This window comes from Ruegeria sp. BF7, from assembly GCF_056538605.1.
Genome location: NZ_JBQFTM010000006.1, coordinates 126,553 through 140,847 on the forward strand (window position 1 = coordinate 126,553; position 14,295 = coordinate 140,847).

At 52.8% G+C, this 14,295-nt stretch carries 14 protein-coding genes; 5 read left to right on the forward strand and 9 right to left on the reverse strand.

Annotated elements, in window-relative coordinates; translation table 11 throughout:
* The first annotated feature begins 90 nt into the window (after positions 1 to 90).
* The 3 genes from ACR0IK_RS14385 (at position 91) to ACR0IK_RS14395 (ending at position 5,884) form a co-directional block, all read left to right on the forward strand.
* The gene (locus tag ACR0IK_RS14385) at positions 91 to 663 is read left to right on the forward strand and encodes a TetR/AcrR family transcriptional regulator (RefSeq protein ID WP_480641959.1); all 573 of its coding nucleotides are present in this window, start codon (positions 91 to 93) and stop codon (positions 661 to 663) included.
* 102 nt (positions 664 to 765) lie between these two features.
* Complete coding sequence (gyrB, locus tag ACR0IK_RS14390; RefSeq protein ID WP_480641960.1) at positions 766 to 3,183, forward strand: DNA topoisomerase (ATP-hydrolyzing) subunit B; 2,418 nt, start codon at positions 766 to 768, stop codon at positions 3,181 to 3,183.
* 757 nt (positions 3,184 to 3,940) lie between these two features.
* Positions 3,941 to 5,884: an autotransporter domain-containing protein gene (locus ACR0IK_RS14395; protein WP_480641961.1), complete on the forward strand. Its 1,944-nt coding sequence runs from the start codon at positions 3,941 to 3,943 to the stop codon at positions 5,882 to 5,884.
* 87 nt (positions 5,885 to 5,971) lie between these two features.
* On the opposite strand, the gene ACR0IK_RS14400 is transcribed toward ACR0IK_RS14395, so the two are convergent.
* Entirely contained in the window at positions 5,972 to 6,901 is a 930-nt protein-coding gene (locus ACR0IK_RS14400; protein ID WP_480641962.1) for an SdiA-regulated domain-containing protein, read from the reverse strand.
* Between the two features lie 182 nt (positions 6,902 to 7,083).
* Here ACR0IK_RS14400 and ACR0IK_RS14405 point away from each other — a divergent pair, with 182 nt between their 5' ends.
* Positions 7,084 to 7,842: a DUF4956 domain-containing protein gene (locus tag ACR0IK_RS14405; RefSeq protein ID WP_480641963.1), complete on the forward strand. Its 759-nt coding sequence runs from the start codon at positions 7,084 to 7,086 to the stop codon at positions 7,840 to 7,842.
* Here the strand turns inward: ACR0IK_RS14405 and ACR0IK_RS14410 are convergent, their stop codons facing one another.
* The 8 genes from ACR0IK_RS14410 to ACR0IK_RS14445 all read right to left on the reverse strand — a co-directional run bounded on the left by ACR0IK_RS14410 (position 7,843) and on the right by ACR0IK_RS14445 (position 13,197).
* A complete protein-coding gene (locus ACR0IK_RS14410) occupies positions 7,843 to 8,712 on the reverse strand; it encodes a metallophosphoesterase family protein (RefSeq protein WP_480641964.1) in 870 nt (289 codons plus the stop codon).
* 61 nt (positions 8,713 to 8,773) lie between these two features.
* Positions 8,774 to 10,207 (reverse strand): hypothetical protein, encoded by a 1,434-nt coding sequence (locus ACR0IK_RS14415; protein WP_480641965.1) that lies wholly within the window; start codon positions 10,205 to 10,207, stop codon positions 8,774 to 8,776.
* 19 nt (positions 10,208 to 10,226) lie between these two features.
* Positions 10,227 to 10,871, reverse strand: a complete 645-nt coding sequence (locus ACR0IK_RS14420; protein WP_480641966.1) for a protein-tyrosine phosphatase family protein — start codon at positions 10,869 to 10,871, stop codon at positions 10,227 to 10,229.
* Between the two features lie 117 nt (positions 10,872 to 10,988).
* Positions 10,989 to 11,162, reverse strand: coding sequence for a hypothetical protein (locus tag ACR0IK_RS14425; protein WP_480641967.1), 174 nt, complete (start codon positions 11,160 to 11,162; stop codon positions 10,989 to 10,991).
* A 43-nt stretch (positions 11,163 to 11,205) separates the two neighbouring features.
* Entirely contained in the window at positions 11,206 to 11,511 is a 306-nt protein-coding gene (locus ACR0IK_RS14430; RefSeq protein WP_480641968.1) for a hypothetical protein, read from the reverse strand.
* Between the two features lie 52 nt (positions 11,512 to 11,563).
* Entirely contained in the window at positions 11,564 to 12,178 is a 615-nt protein-coding gene (locus tag ACR0IK_RS14435; protein WP_480641969.1) for a hypothetical protein, read from the reverse strand.
* A gap of 55 nt (positions 12,179 to 12,233) precedes the next feature.
* Positions 12,234 to 12,653: a hypothetical protein gene (locus ACR0IK_RS14440; protein WP_480641970.1), complete on the reverse strand. Its 420-nt coding sequence runs from the start codon at positions 12,651 to 12,653 to the stop codon at positions 12,234 to 12,236.
* 244 nt (positions 12,654 to 12,897) lie between these two features.
* Positions 12,898 to 13,197 (reverse strand): hypothetical protein, encoded by a 300-nt coding sequence (locus ACR0IK_RS14445; protein ID WP_480641971.1) that lies wholly within the window; start codon positions 13,195 to 13,197, stop codon positions 12,898 to 12,900.
* A gap of 554 nt (positions 13,198 to 13,751) precedes the next feature.
* On the opposite strand from ACR0IK_RS14445, the gene ACR0IK_RS14450 reads away from it, so the two are divergent.
* Complete coding sequence (locus tag ACR0IK_RS14450) at positions 13,752 to 14,267, forward strand: DUF805 domain-containing protein (protein WP_480641972.1); 516 nt, start codon at positions 13,752 to 13,754, stop codon at positions 14,265 to 14,267.
* Positions 14,268 to 14,295: the final 28 nt, after the last annotated feature.

The following is a 14,295-nucleotide window of genomic DNA, read 5'->3' on the forward strand; positions in this document are numbered from 1 at the left end:
CTGTTTCTGGCGTGATGAGTTGTATTTAGGGTTTCTTGAGTGATCGCTCAAGTATATATTTGAGCGAACGTTCAAGAATTGGTGAAGACAATGCCCCGCAAACCTTCTTATGACCGCGAAGCACTGATCGCGCAGGCCCGTGATATCTTCTGGCGTCACGGCTGGGCCGGAACGTCACTGAAAGATTTGGAGCATGAGCTGAAACTGAAGCCGGGCAGCTTCTACGCAGCGTTCGGGTCGAAAGATGCGCTCTATGGGTTGGCGTTGGAACGGTATGCGCAGGACGGGGTCGCAAATATGATGGCAATGGCAGAGGAACTGGGTCCGCTTGGTGCGCTTAAGGCTCAGCCGCGTCGTGTGGTCGAGGCGTCGAGCCTGCCGACCAAAGCCTGCATGTTGGCCAAGACCTATGCCGAATTGCAGGCCAAAGATCATGATCTGGCCGGTCAGGCGTGCACCTATATGGTCGCGATGAAAACCTGTTTCGCAGACCTGTTTCGTCGCGCGCAAGAGGCCGGTGAGATTGGGCCGGATCACAACCCGGGTCGTCTTGCCGCGCGGTACCAATCCGACCTTCTGGGCCTGCGATTGTCAGCCGAACGCGACGATGTGAACGCTGTGGAAATCGCCGAGGATATCGCAGCAGACCTTGATCGGCTTTGATCGGCAAATAAAGCCCGTCAGAACCACAAAATATTGGGGGAGCGCGTGACATTCCCCACCAGAAAACGTATAAGTTACCAAAATAATATAGGTACTAACGGCATGTCCGAAGACGCACAGGCACCACAAGAATACGGCGCTGATTCCATTAAAGTTCTCAAAGGCTTAGAGGCAGTTCGCAAACGCCCTGGTATGTATATCGGGGACACGGATGATGGCTCGGGTCTGCACCATATGGTGTATGAGGTCGTGGACAACGGAATTGACGAGGCGCTGGCCGGTCACGCCGACCATGTGACTGTGAAAATTCACGCAGATTCCAGCGTCTCGGTCAGTGATAATGGGCGCGGAATTCCGGTGGACATTCACCCGGAAGAGGGTGTCTCGGCCGCCGAGGTCATCATGACCCAGCTGCATGCTGGCGGTAAGTTTGACAGCAACTCTTACAAGGTATCGGGTGGTCTGCACGGCGTGGGCGTGTCGGTGGTAAATGCGCTATCGAATTGGCTGGAACTGCGTATCTGGCGCGCTGGCAAGGAACACGTCGCGCGTTTTGAGGGCGGTGAGACGGCAGAACATCTAAAAGTCGTCGGAGAATGCGGTGACCGCACCGGGACCGAGGTACGGTTTCTGGCCTCGACCGACACGTTCTCGAACCTCGAATTCTCGTTTGAGACGCTGGAAAAACGCCTGCGCGAGTTGGCCTTCCTGAACTCGGGTGTCCGGATCATCCTCATTGATGAACGCCCCGCTGAGCGGCTGGAAACCGAACTGTTTTATGAAGGCGGCGTCAAGGAATTCGTCAAATACCTCGACCGGTCCAAGACCCCTGCGATGCCCGAGCCGATCTATATCAAGGGTGAACGCGACGATATCGGCGTGGAAATCGCGATGTGGTGGAATGACAGCTATCATGAGACGGTGCTGCCCTTCACCAACAATATCCCACAGCGCGATGGTGGTACCCACGTGGCCGGTTTTCGCGGCGCCCTGACCCGGACGATCAACAACTACGCGCAATCCAGCGGTATTGCGAAAAAGGAAAAGGTCAGTTTTACCGGCGACGATGCGCGCGAAGGGCTGACCTGCGTATTGTCGGTAAAGGTACCCGATCCGAAATTCTCGTCCCAGACCAAGGACAAGCTGGTGTCCTCCGAGGTACGTCCGGCGGTCGAAGGTCTGATGAACGAAAAACTGGCCGAGTGGTTCGAGGAAAACCCGAACGAGGCCAAGGCCATCGTCGGCAAGATCATCGAGGCTGCTCTGGCCCGTGAAGCTGCCCGCAAGGCGCGCGAACTGACCCGCCGCAAGACCGCGATGGATGTGAACTATCTGGCCGGCAAGCTGAAGGACTGCTCTGAAAAAGACCCGTCCAAGACCGAAGTCTTCCTGGTCGAGGGAGACTCAGCCGGTGGGTCGGCGCAGACGGGTCGGGACCGGCTGACACAGGCTGTTTTGCCCCTGCGCGGCAAGATCCTGAACGTCGAACGGGCGCGGTTTGACCGGATGCTGTCGAGCCAGGAAATCGGTAACCTCGTGATGGCGCTGGGCACCGGAATTGGCCGCGATGAGTTCAACATCGAAAAGCTGCGCTACCACAAGATCGTCATCATGACCGACGCCGACGTGGATGGCGCACATATCCGGACGCTGCTGCTGACTTTCTTCTATCGGCAGATGCCGGAGCTGATTGAAGGTGGATTTCTCTATATTGCCCAGCCTCCGCTTTATAAAGTTTCGCGTGGCAAATCAGAAGTTTACCTGAAGGATCAGGCGGCGTTGGACGATTACCTGATCAATCAGGGTGTTGAAGGCGCAGTGCTGAAGCTCGGCTCGGGCGAAGAGATTATCGGTCAGGATCTGACCCGTGTGGTCGACGAGGCACGGCAGCTGAAGCGCGTGCTGGATGCCTTCCCAACCCACTACCCGCGCCACATTCTGGAACAGGCCGCCGTGGCAGGGGCCTTCGTGCCCGGCGCGGTCGATGCCGATTTGCAAGGCGTGGCCGACAAGGTCGCTGCCCGTCTCGATCTGATCGCGCTGGAATACGAGCGCGGCTGGCAAGGGCGGATCACGCAAGATCACGGTATCCGCCTGGCCCGTATTCTGCGCGGTGTGGAAGAGGTCCGCACGCTGGACGGCCCGATGCTCCGTTCGGGTGAAGCGCGCAAGACAGGCAGTTTCACTCAGAGCCTACAAGAGGTTTACAACACCCCTGCGACACTGGTCCGTCGCGATCGGTCTCAGGTCATTCACGGCCCGCTGGATCTGTTGCGGGCCATTCTGGAAGAAGGCGAAAAGGGTCTGTCACTGCAGCGGTATAAAGGGCTGGGTGAAATGAACCCTGATCAGCTGTGGGAAACCACTCTGGACCCAGATGCCCGCACGCTGTTGCAGGTGCGAGTGGATGATATGGTCGAGGCTGACGATCTGTTCACCAAATTGATGGGTGACGTGGTGGAACCGCGCCGTGAGTTCATCCAGCAAAACGCATTGAGCGTCGAAAACCTGGATTTCTAGCCTGTTGTAGGTGTGCGCATAACACTTCGCACACCCCAAAAGTTTGCGCAGTTCGCCCATAGTTTTGCGCTGTGGGTATATATTTCGCGCTGATGAATGCGACCAACTCGCCGAGTAGCGTTAGAAATATCTTCGGCCGCAAAATCCGCAATGCAGTCACCAAGGCAAAAACGGTGATCGGCTGCGCGGAGACCGATGCAGTCCTTCTTGCTCATTAGGATTGCTCAATTGCCACAGAAAATTTCCCACAAAAACAAAACAAACTTAATTGTTCTCATTGAGCATTAAGGTGGATCTGACTCACGTATTTCGAACGAGGATAAGGCAGATGGCAATCCGTAGGGCCGTAAATCTAAGTCGAATTTCACGGTGCAAGGCTTTGATGGGCTTAACCTCAGCGATCTTAATTTTTTTGATACTATCAGCCAGCGCGCAGGCCCAAAGCTCACAGGCCTGCGTAGAATTGGGTTCTCCTCGAATTGAGTACGCTTCTGGAACTGAAAGCACTCGCGGTAATCAAACAATCTCAACGACGGAACGCACGTGTCTGCCGATTCCAAGCGGACCCATTACAGGACTTACAATTGGAAACTCCTCAATTACGTCCTCTGGTGAAATTGAGTTGTATGTCCCGGGCCAAAACACCGTTCCAAGTAATGCTTCAGTTTTAACTCTCCTAAACGTTGATGTTGCGGCAGGTAGCGGAGACTTTGTTTCTCGTGAGGCCTTGGCTACAAACATCAACGGGAAGCTCAGAGTGAACCTCATTGGAACTTCGATTGGTTCCGGCAGATCAATGACGTTCGTTCCGTTCAACGGCGCGAATATCGACCCCACTGAAGTTTACTTCCAGTCAGACCGACCGTTAACCTACGACAACTTGACTGTTATGGGAGCTACCGAAGTGGTTTTCGGGGCGTACTATATCCAATCCCGGGTTGCTGAGGCTTCTGATTTCACACTGACGAATAGTTCGATTTCTTCAACCAGTGACATGACGATAGCCGCAGGCACGACTGTTCGGTTTGATGCTGCAAGCAGTTTGAACACCGTAAACTTTGAGAACTTTGGCACGTTGGCTGGAACGGGAACCGTGAACGCATTCAACTTCACAGTTAAGAACGGAGGGGTGCTTTCGCCGGGCTTTTCAATTGGTACGCTCAACAATAGTGGCGGAATCGCCTTTGAAGCTGGGTCAAGGCTCTTAAGTGAGGTCGATCCGACGGCCGGGCAGAAAGCTGACTTGGTGTCATCCAGCGGGCCCGTGACAGGGATTAACAGCGCGACTATACAAGTCGAAGCTGCTCGGCCCGGCCTGACTGCGCAAGACTATGCTGCCGGCAACAATTACACGGTTTTTCGAGCTTCAAGATTTGATGGAGACTCACCGACGCTCGTTGCAGGAGGATCTCTTCCAGCGTTGTCCAATCTGACTATAGCCAGCACGCCGACCACAGATGGTCAGATTGATATCGCATTCACTGCTCAACCGGTCTCAAGTTTACCGCAAAATCCAGCAGTCACCAATTCGCCAAATGCCAGCAACCTCGCCGGGGCGGTTGCTAACACGACAACGACGTCACCGGGGACAGGACTCAGTAGTGGCTCAACTGTAGGTGTAGCAGTCAATACTCTCACCAATTCTGGCCTAGCTGGGTTTAATCGTGTGCACGCGGAACCTTACTCCTCCAACCTGACCATTGGCCTTGAGCAATTAGACCTGATAACCAACACCGTGCTGAGCCACGCTGACTGCCGCAAGTATCAAGCGGTCGGCTTCAGCAATGAGGATCAACCCGTTGCATCAGGCGAGATCGACACGGCCCAGAGCCCTAGCGGCGCAATAGACTGCTCTGATCGGCGCTGGTGGATCGACACGGCCTATGTGAGCGGGGACGTTGACGGAAGCAACGGCCTTGGGACATTCGACTATTCGCTCGGCACTATTTTGGTCGGAGCGGATGTCGCAAGTACCGATAGAGGTGTGGTCGGAGTGTACGCAGGCTTTGGGACATCCTCTATGGATGAACACGATCAAGTCGATCAGGACTTTTCGACCGACAGCTATCATGTGGGCGTCTATGGGCGTACAACAACAGGAACTTGGGAGTTTTCCGGGCTGATCGGTTACATGTTCGGCGAAACTGACGCCAAACGGAATAACCCTTCTGTTGATGGTTTTACAGGAGGCGAGGCAAAGTCGGATTTGGACCAAGAGGGTATACACGCCGGTATCCAGGCACGGAAGCTGTTTAACCTGGACAGCGGTGCAAGGGTATCTACGGTTTTTGGATTGAACTACGGGCGTATTCAACAAGGTTCAGGCACAGAGACTGGCGGAGGTGATTTCAACTACTCAATTGAAAAAGCGAACGCAGAGTCTCTGGTCGCCTCCATTGGAGTTGACTACCAACGGGACTTCTTGACAGAGAATGGTTTGCTAACCCCAATCGCCTTTGCTCGTTACGAGTACGATTTCTTTGCCAACAAGGACAGTGAGCACGAAATCACTGTTACGAGCCCTTTATTCGGAACATTCACGCAAGTCGGACAAAACCGAGGAGCAAACGGCTTCGTTCTTGGGTTAGGACTGGGCTATCAAATATCTGAGCTGGCCAGACTAACGGCAGGATATGGCTATTCGGTTCGCTCCAACGGCCAAGAGCATGGCTTGGGGGCAAACCTTAGCGTTCGTTTCTGATTAGGGCGGACCAATTAAGATGAGCGGTAAGCAAGCTGCAACAACTTGCGGAAGCTATCGTGGCGGTGTGAGCTTCATTTCTAGCGCTCAAAATTCGGGGATTTTAAATACATATAGTCGCGATTTCCCGGCATCATCCGTCAAGATGTAGAGAAGTCCATTGGGCTCATCGAGAGCGATTCCTTCGGGATGTTTAACTTCCTTTTGTTTGCCATCTTTCAAATAAGCCAACTCTATCGTCTTTGCCGTTCTCGTCTCTGGATCGTACAAAAAGATTTGACGCCCTTTGTCACTCAGAATCCAAAGTAGACCTGAGGACGCAGACCAAGCCAAACCGCTTACATCGAGTTCATCGTCTTTTACGCGATCAGACATAAAACCAGATTCGCGATCCAAAGGGATGATTTCATCAATCTCAGTTAGCTCTGGTGACAATACCAACAACAGCCGCGGCTGTCCTTCGATAACCACGAATACTCGCCCGGTGTCCGGATCGACGGTGATGCCCTCAGGTCCCTTGTTCAATGGATTGCCGACAAGCATTTCAGCAGCGGCCGAGTAACCCTTGAGGGCAGCAAGTCGAACTGTTGTCAGTTGAATGGGGTCGGTCGGGTGGAGGACTAGAATTGATCGATCAGTTTCCTGAAGCACCAAAACAGACCCATCTTTTCGTGACGCGACGCCCTCCAGATCTGATCCCGCCAATGAAGGCAGCTTGAAAGAGTTTCCTAATGTCCCGTCGATTCCAAGTAGGTGCAGTTTAGGTTCAGCGTCGCTTACTGACCACAAGAAGCCTTCAGCGTTGGACAGAGACAATCCGGAAGGCTCCGAGAAGCCTTCCGATTTATCCGCCACCTTGAAGGAGTCGATGAGTGTCAAACCGGGACTCTCAGCTTGGGCGAGCTCGATCCATGCCAGAAATGTAACAGTAGCGCTTGCAAAAGAAGCCAGTGTTCCAAGCTTGGGGAAGCACCGTGAAAGCCCAAGTTTCGACCGAAGCAGCTTGTGTTCTGACATTGGATTTTCCCGCACTTGGACCACATCCCAGTATCAACTTTCGTATCACAGTCCGGATGGGATGTCCGAAGAATGCACGGCAATCTCTTTACCTGATCCCGCCTGTTGCGATTGAATTGAATAGGGCACGATATGCCTGTGGTGAAGCGTAAGCCTTTGGCGTGAGCAGGAAGGAAGACAAGTTGAATACGACTCTCCCGTTTGTGACCGTGTTGTTGATGCTGCTGTTGCCAGGCGCTGCGGTGTCACAAATCGACCCAGCGACGATGCTGGCCGGCGCTTCTGAATCGGAAATTCTCATTGAACGCCGATGGACCCAGTTTCGTGGCAAACAGGAACTATATTTCTTTACTCTCGATGTGGTAGTCACGATCATTCTGGCTGGCATGATCGTCTATCATCCGGTGAGACGTAAAGCCCGTAGAAGCGTCGGCGACATAGTTATGCCAAGGCTTTTCTTCCTTTATGCGCTTATCGGTATGGCGGTTGGATTTCTGGTGGTTCAGCACGGGTCAATGATCGGTTTTGTCATTTTTGGAATCGGAGCGTTGCTCAGGTTCCGTTCCAATCTCGATGATCCGGTCGATACAGTCGAAATGATAGTCGTAACTGTTCTTGGTCTTGCGGTAGGGCTGGGCTTACCCCTGATGGCCACACTGGTGGCGGTTGTATGTTGGTGTTTCATTTGGCTCGGTGGACGAAACAAGGGCGTGGAAATTTCGCTCAAAGCCTCAGACGAAGAGCACTCATTGAACGTCAGCGGCGCCATTGAAGCCATGGCAGCAGACGCTGGCTGGAAGCTGGTCAGAAAACACCACGTTCCGGGCAAATCTCGCGTTTCATTGCTTTTCATCACCTCGGGAGGGCTTTCAGAAGCCCGGATCGAAGAGATGATAAACGATCTGGTCCCAGAAAAAGTCGAGCTGAAACTCAACCTCTAGTCATTTCACAAGGTCTAAGCGTTTCAACACCGCATTCGGGGATTTGATCTCTTTTGGGAGCGATTTGAAGTTTACCGACCTTTCGAAATCAGGTCCTTGATATACCGCTATCCCAAACTCTCCGTTAGGCTGGAACGTAACATGAGTGAAGCTGTGAGGTGATCTGGCGCTATCGCCAATAAGCCGCCGCGGGCCGCCTCCCAAACAAGCTTGAGAGACATAAGCCACCCCGTCTTTCCAACCCGGGTAGAAGGCATGATGGTGGCCTGACAGATGCAGAACGACACCGCTGTCCAGGTAGATTTTTTCAAGTGTTGGGTCGCCGATGATTTCACGTTCGCGCTGGATCGCGAAGGGCCAAAGTGGGAGGTGACTGAAAGTGACAATCGGGTCTCCACTTGCACCCAGTTCTTCAAGTCGGTCCTGCTGATCGCCGGATAGCGGCCCAAGGGTCGTAGCATCCAAAGACGCAAACGTTATGCCCTGCATCTCAAACGCGTAGAAGAACGGGTAGTCATCCGAAACCAGGAAATCGACGTCTGGCTTTCTTGGTGTCCATTCCTCTGCATAAATTTTTCTTTCACGTTCGAAGCCGCGGTAGGCAGAGGCATCATGGTTTCCAGGCGTGACCGCAAATGGAATTCCGGCAGCCTCTAGTGGATTTGACACGGCCTCGTGAAACGCCTTCCACATCTCCCTGACCTGTTTGTCGGACAAGTTGGGAATGCGCTGTCCCGCTACCATATCTCCGGTCGAAATCACCAAATCGGGATCTATCTCGATTATCCGATTAATCGCTTTGTCGACGCGGGCATCGTATTTTACCGAACCATAGCTTCCGTTTAGATCCGATATGACGATTACATCCAATGCCGCCGCTTTGCAGGCGAGCAGACCGGTGCAAACGAACACCGCAATAAGGGCTGAACACCTACGGGTCATAACAGTCCACAGCCTCTACCTCGGTGTCGTTTCTCAGAAAGAATGCGACGGGATCCAGGTCAAATACCAAGTCGCCATTTGAACAATTGCTCTGGAGGATGGATATTGCCAGCGCGGTATTTTTTACAACTTGTGCAATCTGCCTATCTGACAGCCCAAAGCTTCGCGACAACCAGTCATAAACCGGGCCTTGCTTTTGAAGGTCACTATTCAACGCAACCAAACGTCGGTAAGTGATTGGAGAGAAGTGCCGCATCTTCTCGAGCATTTGAGTAGATTTCGCGAAGTTGGCATATTCGATCCGACCACCAGCATCGTTGTCGTTTAGATTGGTGCGACGGATCAATAGAGCGTCGGCAGGAACACCTCCATCGTTTGACTGATGGTGCTTCGCTTTCTTGTGCTTCAGCTTTCCGTCTTCAACCCAATACCAATAGGGTGTGAAGTCTATGTTTCCTACGCGGTCCTGCTGGCTAAAGATGAAATCGAGGAGAACAATCTCGGTAAGTTCTTGCATCCAAAATGCCATCTGTTGATCACTGACATCGGGACCGAGATCCTTGTTGATCATCCGGTCTTTTCGGCTTGTTCCAACGCCGTCTGCAATTGCTTCTGGCAATGGTTTAGAAGAACGCAAAGCCAAGAACGCAGGAGTTTCCTGGAAATCGCGGTTCTGACCTTTCCCCCAACCAGATTTGCGGGTGCCGTTGATTTCCGAGCCGTATCGATGCCCAGGACTATCAAGCAGTACACCGTATATTTGTGTTCGATCCGAGGTGAACAGATCATCGGTCGGTTGGTATGAGTTCGGGTCGGCATCCGCAGCTGCGAAGACCCGCCAGCCTTCGTGGTTCATGCGCCCGCCATGAGAGCCACCAGAAATCGCAAGGCCAGGCTCTGCGACCTCGGAAAAATGCGCCTGGGCGTCCATGCTACGCCAAACGGCGACTGGAACTTTGACAGTCGCGTCGAAATATCTGGAGAAATGATAGTAAAGCAGCGACGAGGTGGAAAACGTTCCACTGGTGCCCTTTTGGTTCATGGTGGACTTGAATTTAGCCACCCTGTCCTTGGCCAGATCTTTTGCTGCTTTCCCTTCTTTGCATGCGTTTCTCTCGAATTCAGAACGGTTCCCGGTGTAGGGTCCTTCCGAAATATCGTAAACGGCCATTCCTGGGCTGGTGCTCCAGATTTTTGGGCAAATAGCAATTTCGGAGGTATAGAAATCGATCTCGCAATAGGCTGTTTCTTCCTCAAGATCGCTTTTCTTATACTCGCCCATTGGAACTTTTTCGATCCGAATACAGCGTTCAGCAACGCCGTTGGGACTATCAAATGCCGTAGCTTCACCTAGAACATCGTCGCTCGCCCACAAGGCAGTGGGTGCAATGAAAGCAAGTGACCCCAGAAGATTGAACTTCATTTGAATAGTCCTCCTGATATCATTTAGGGCAAATCGCTGCCTGTTGTTTGGTGGAGATTTTCAACGTGGGGTCGACACTAAAGTTGGAGAATTTTGAGTCGATCCACTGGTCGCACCCGCCTGAACATGGGGCTCCGTTTCGGGCATCATTCCAATATTCCTTGGCCCTTTCTTCCGTCCAACCGCAAAACTGAACGAGCGCCATTGCCGACAATGCACCCGAGGAATGAACGCCCCACATGCAATGCACCAGGACAGGGCCCTTTCCAGGGTTTTCAATCACCTCGTGTATGGATGCCATGACAGCACCGGGTCGGGAGGATCTGGCACTTTGATAGTCAAAGGATCCGTTTCCGCAACTGGTGCGACCGTATTGAGTGTTTTTGCCGAAGTCGGCATAAAATCCGGCTGAAAACCCTTCACCGCACAGAGTTTTGCGTTGCCATTCACTCAGGCCCGTTCGGTCCTTGTCGCCGCCCTTGAAACCGGATCGATACAATACTCCGCTCAAGACTGGGCGAAAGAACGCGACGCCATCGACACCCCCGTCGCTACCCTTTGAGAGCATTTGACTGTTGCTTGGGCCACCGTTTCGACTGGTCACGTCAGAATTCGCCGCGGTTGCCAGAAGACCAATGAATATGAGGGACGTCAAAAACCGCATGCGTGTTCCTTTCTGTTTTCAGCCCGTGATGCTCAGGCTTTTCCTGCCGGTAGTCCCGCAGAGTGGCTAATTCACGGTAACCCTGTCAGGTGTGCGGATAGTTTGCCGCCGTGAAGCTCAAATTGGCCAGACCAGATTGATGATAACAACGACTACGAAGTAGGCCAGAACTACTTTCCAGTTCCATTGGTTCTTGTTTTCTTCGTTGATCACGCCAGCCGATTTCAATGCCAAGTTAGTGATGATTAAGGCGACAACGATGACCGCCGCATGTGCCAGGTCGAAATGCAAGTTTGAACTCCTTTTGTGCAAATTTGGGATTGATGAATGTGTGTCAGCAGTCACCTGATGGCAGCATCGCTACATCCGAGTACCTTCCTTCAGATGTCGTGATCCGAGCACATGCACCAGTATCCTTGTTAAACCAGTATGAAGTCAGCCCTTCGCTTCGGATGAGTTCAAATCCGAGACTCTGGATGCCCATTTCAGCTTGGCCCGCTCTTGCCCCTTCAAATGACGAAAGATCGCGCGAGCTGCCCACAGTTGGTGCGCTTGCATCCGCCGATCCGCCACTCTCGTCGCATGCTGCAAGCGCAGTAATACACATCGTGCCGATCACCAATAGAACCTTGGACTTCATCTGCTTTTCCTGATTGTTTTGGGAATACGTTTCAGGGTTTCTGGTCGATCACCTATTCAATTCCGAAAATTACGTTGTAGTCGACGGAAGAATTGCTGCGATTGATAACCTCCACAACATGATCACCGGATTGCCAAAGCTGTCCGCGATACTCCTTGTCCGCCGACATCAATCCTAACAGTTCAGAACCATCGGGGTTACGAATAACGTAGTCCAAAGTGCCATTTCGCGGCGCAACTCGAACGTAAAGGAACTGTTCGTTTTTGGCACCCAGAACGTATTGCTGGGATGCTCCAGGCGCGAGTTCACCGACTATTTCTGCGCCAGTAGAACCAGAATCAAATTTGACACGTTGGCTACCAGTAGAACCGGCGGCACCTGCCATGGCTCCACCGCCATCATCCATCGCCTCGATAACCGACATCTCTCCAATGCTTCCATCCTTGTACGCGATGCAGCGCCAAAGTGTTCCACCTGCATCACGCAGCATCACGAGCGTACCCGCCTCTGAGAACTCAGAGCTTTCAATCGTACCTGACTGACCGTCTGGTCCACCAACCTGCCGTAAATGGTCGATGCACGCGTCGTCGGCTTCTGACACTGCAAGAGCAGCGGTGCCCGCGATTGCGAACATGGGTGTGAGGAGTTTGAATAAAACGAGTTTCATCGGATGGTTCCCTGTCGGCTTGTTCTAACAATTTTATTCCGTACAAAGCGGAACCTCACTTTGCTTCTCGTAATTTTGACAGAAATTCATCGCATGCCTGTGCGCTGCCGACGATCTCATCTGTCGTTTCAATTCCTTGCAGTGATGCCATCTCGGAATTAACGCGATTGAGGATCTGATCCGCTTGCTCGGCGGTGATCAGGTTCTCGGCTTGTGCTCCTTTCAATGTGGTGCAGACACCGGCGGACAAGCCTGTCGCAACGCCGACACCCACTGCGGCCCCGCCACCCAAGGTCATCGCCCCAACCGCGCCGAGGACGAGCCCGATCACGATACCCAAGATAACTTTTCCCATGTTTTCCCCCCTTTTGGTGAGAAAGAGTTCAGCCTTCACTACTGGCGCAAACCGCGTGCCCATCTGCAAATCAAGACCAATGCTAACAGGTTGAGAACCGGTGCAATCGCCGCGAACCACGGTTTGGCCAACTCCGAGATCAAGTCCGTTACAAGTATCCAAGGCAGTCCTAACGGCAAAAGAAACACCCCGGACAAAGGGTCACTTTCTTGCCCCAACCAACCAAATGCACCCGTCAAGAACGCAACCAACGCCAACAGGTAAAGGATAGCGAACACGATGGTGGCTATTCTACAAACCAAGTCGGGCTTTCCAAAGAGCGAGCCAGTGCAGCGCAGCTGTGTTCAGCTGCGCTGCAAACAGGTCACAATGCGCCTTCGTCGCCCAGGAACTCGATACCAGCTGTCGCGCCATCACTGTAAGCAATGCAATTCCAAGGAGCACGATCCTCACCAACGCCGACAGTGACTTGTGTTCCAGCTTCGCTAAATGCGGATGAGAGAACCACGACTTGCGAATTGTTCGTTGTGTTGGCTACATCTCGCAAACACGCCTGCTGAGCGGGTGTGAGTTCGGCGGACGCACTGGATGTACTCGTATCGTCACAGGCCGCAAGCATTGCGAAACAAGTTGCGCCCGCAATCATCACCATCTTGTTGATCATTTTCTTCTCCCTCTGGGTCCGTTGAACTTACTGAAACTGGATGCGCTTGTTTGAATCTCTCGCGTCTGGGCAGCCAACAGAACATATCTCGATCCTGTGACTGCCTTTCCCAATACATGCTGCGGGGGGCTTGGTCGGCAGAACGATATTGCGTTGAGTACGAGGACTCCAAATCCGATTGACGTCACTAGAAAAAGCCAGGGCGAACGCTGGAGGGAGGGCTGGTACGTTAAGTCTGGGCATCTCGTCCCTCAAGCTAGATCATCGTAAAATGCCTTCCGACCGCCAGCACTCACTCCAGCAGTCGGAAGGGCTCGGCACAGCGAGCAGCAGCGACAACAACTGAGGTAAAACAAAGTTGTGTCGAATTCGCATGTTTGAATCTATTTTTTCATAAATCAACATTTTTTCCGCGCGCAAACTTCTTTACGCTCTCGGACGATAGGCTTCTGCTTTCAAACAAAAAGGTAAGTGGGAGCATCCATAAGGGCGAGTGCGTTCTCCTGAGCGGCGAAGCGTTTGAGGCCGCACAGAAAGTAAGAAAGGAGTGAAATATGGGATTTGGTGAAGCAGTTAAAACGTGTTTCTCGAAGTACTTCCAGTTCTCCGGTCGGGCTTTACGCTCAGAATACTGGTGGTTCTTCTTGTTTGTGGTTCTCGTAAGTGCTGCTTTAGCTGTTCTGGATACGATCCTATTCGGGACCGACCTCGAAACAGGGCAGGGATCTCGGGTTCTGTCCTCTGTTTTCCAACTGGCCGTTGTGATACCCATGCTGGCCGCCGGTTGGCGGAGACTGCATGATACGGGACGACCTGGCTGGTACTTGCTGCTGCCGATGGCGCTCAGCATTACAACGCTTTTTGTTATGCTGGGTGGGGTGGCGTTCTTCTCGGTACTAGAGCAAGGGACCGAAAACCCCGATGCATTGCGAGGACCCGCGGCAGTCCTGGGCGTGACCGGTATTGTTGTTGTCTCAATTCTTCAATTGGTTCTGTCCATCCTGATGATCTGGTGGTTGACGCGCCCTTCGGAAGAAGGCGCAAACGAATACGGCGAACCTGTTTCCTGACCTGGTTATTCAGGCAACAAGCCGGAAT

What these genes read in the sequence shown, in the direction of transcription:
- ACR0IK_RS14385 (WP_480641959.1), top strand. Translation starts at nt 91, where the DNA reads ATGCCCCGCAAACCTTCTTATGACCGCGAAGCACTGATCGCGCAGGCC.
- gyrB (WP_480641960.1), top strand. Translation starts at nt 766, where the DNA reads ATGTCCGAAGACGCACAGGCACCACAAGAATACGGCGCTGATTCCATT.
- ACR0IK_RS14400 (WP_480641962.1), bottom strand. Translation starts at nt 6,901, where the DNA reads ATGTCAGAACACAAGCTGCTTCGGTCGAAACTTGGGCTTTCACGGTGC.
- ACR0IK_RS14415 (WP_480641965.1), bottom strand. Translation starts at nt 10,207, where the DNA reads ATGAAGTTCAATCTTCTGGGGTCACTTGCTTTCATTGCACCCACTGCC.
- ACR0IK_RS14420 (WP_480641966.1), bottom strand. Translation starts at nt 10,871, where the DNA reads ATGCGGTTTTTGACGTCCCTCATATTCATTGGTCTTCTGGCAACCGCG.
- ACR0IK_RS14430 (WP_480641968.1), bottom strand. Translation starts at nt 11,511, where the DNA reads ATGAAGTCCAAGGTTCTATTGGTGATCGGCACGATGTGTATTACTGCG.
- ACR0IK_RS14435 (WP_480641969.1), bottom strand. Translation starts at nt 12,178, where the DNA reads ATGAAACTCGTTTTATTCAAACTCCTCACACCCATGTTCGCAATCGCG.
- ACR0IK_RS14445 (WP_480641971.1), bottom strand. Translation starts at nt 13,197, where the DNA reads ATGATCAACAAGATGGTGATGATTGCGGGCGCAACTTGTTTCGCAATG.
- ACR0IK_RS14450 (WP_480641972.1), top strand. Translation starts at nt 13,752, where the DNA reads ATGGGATTTGGTGAAGCAGTTAAAACGTGTTTCTCGAAGTACTTCCAG.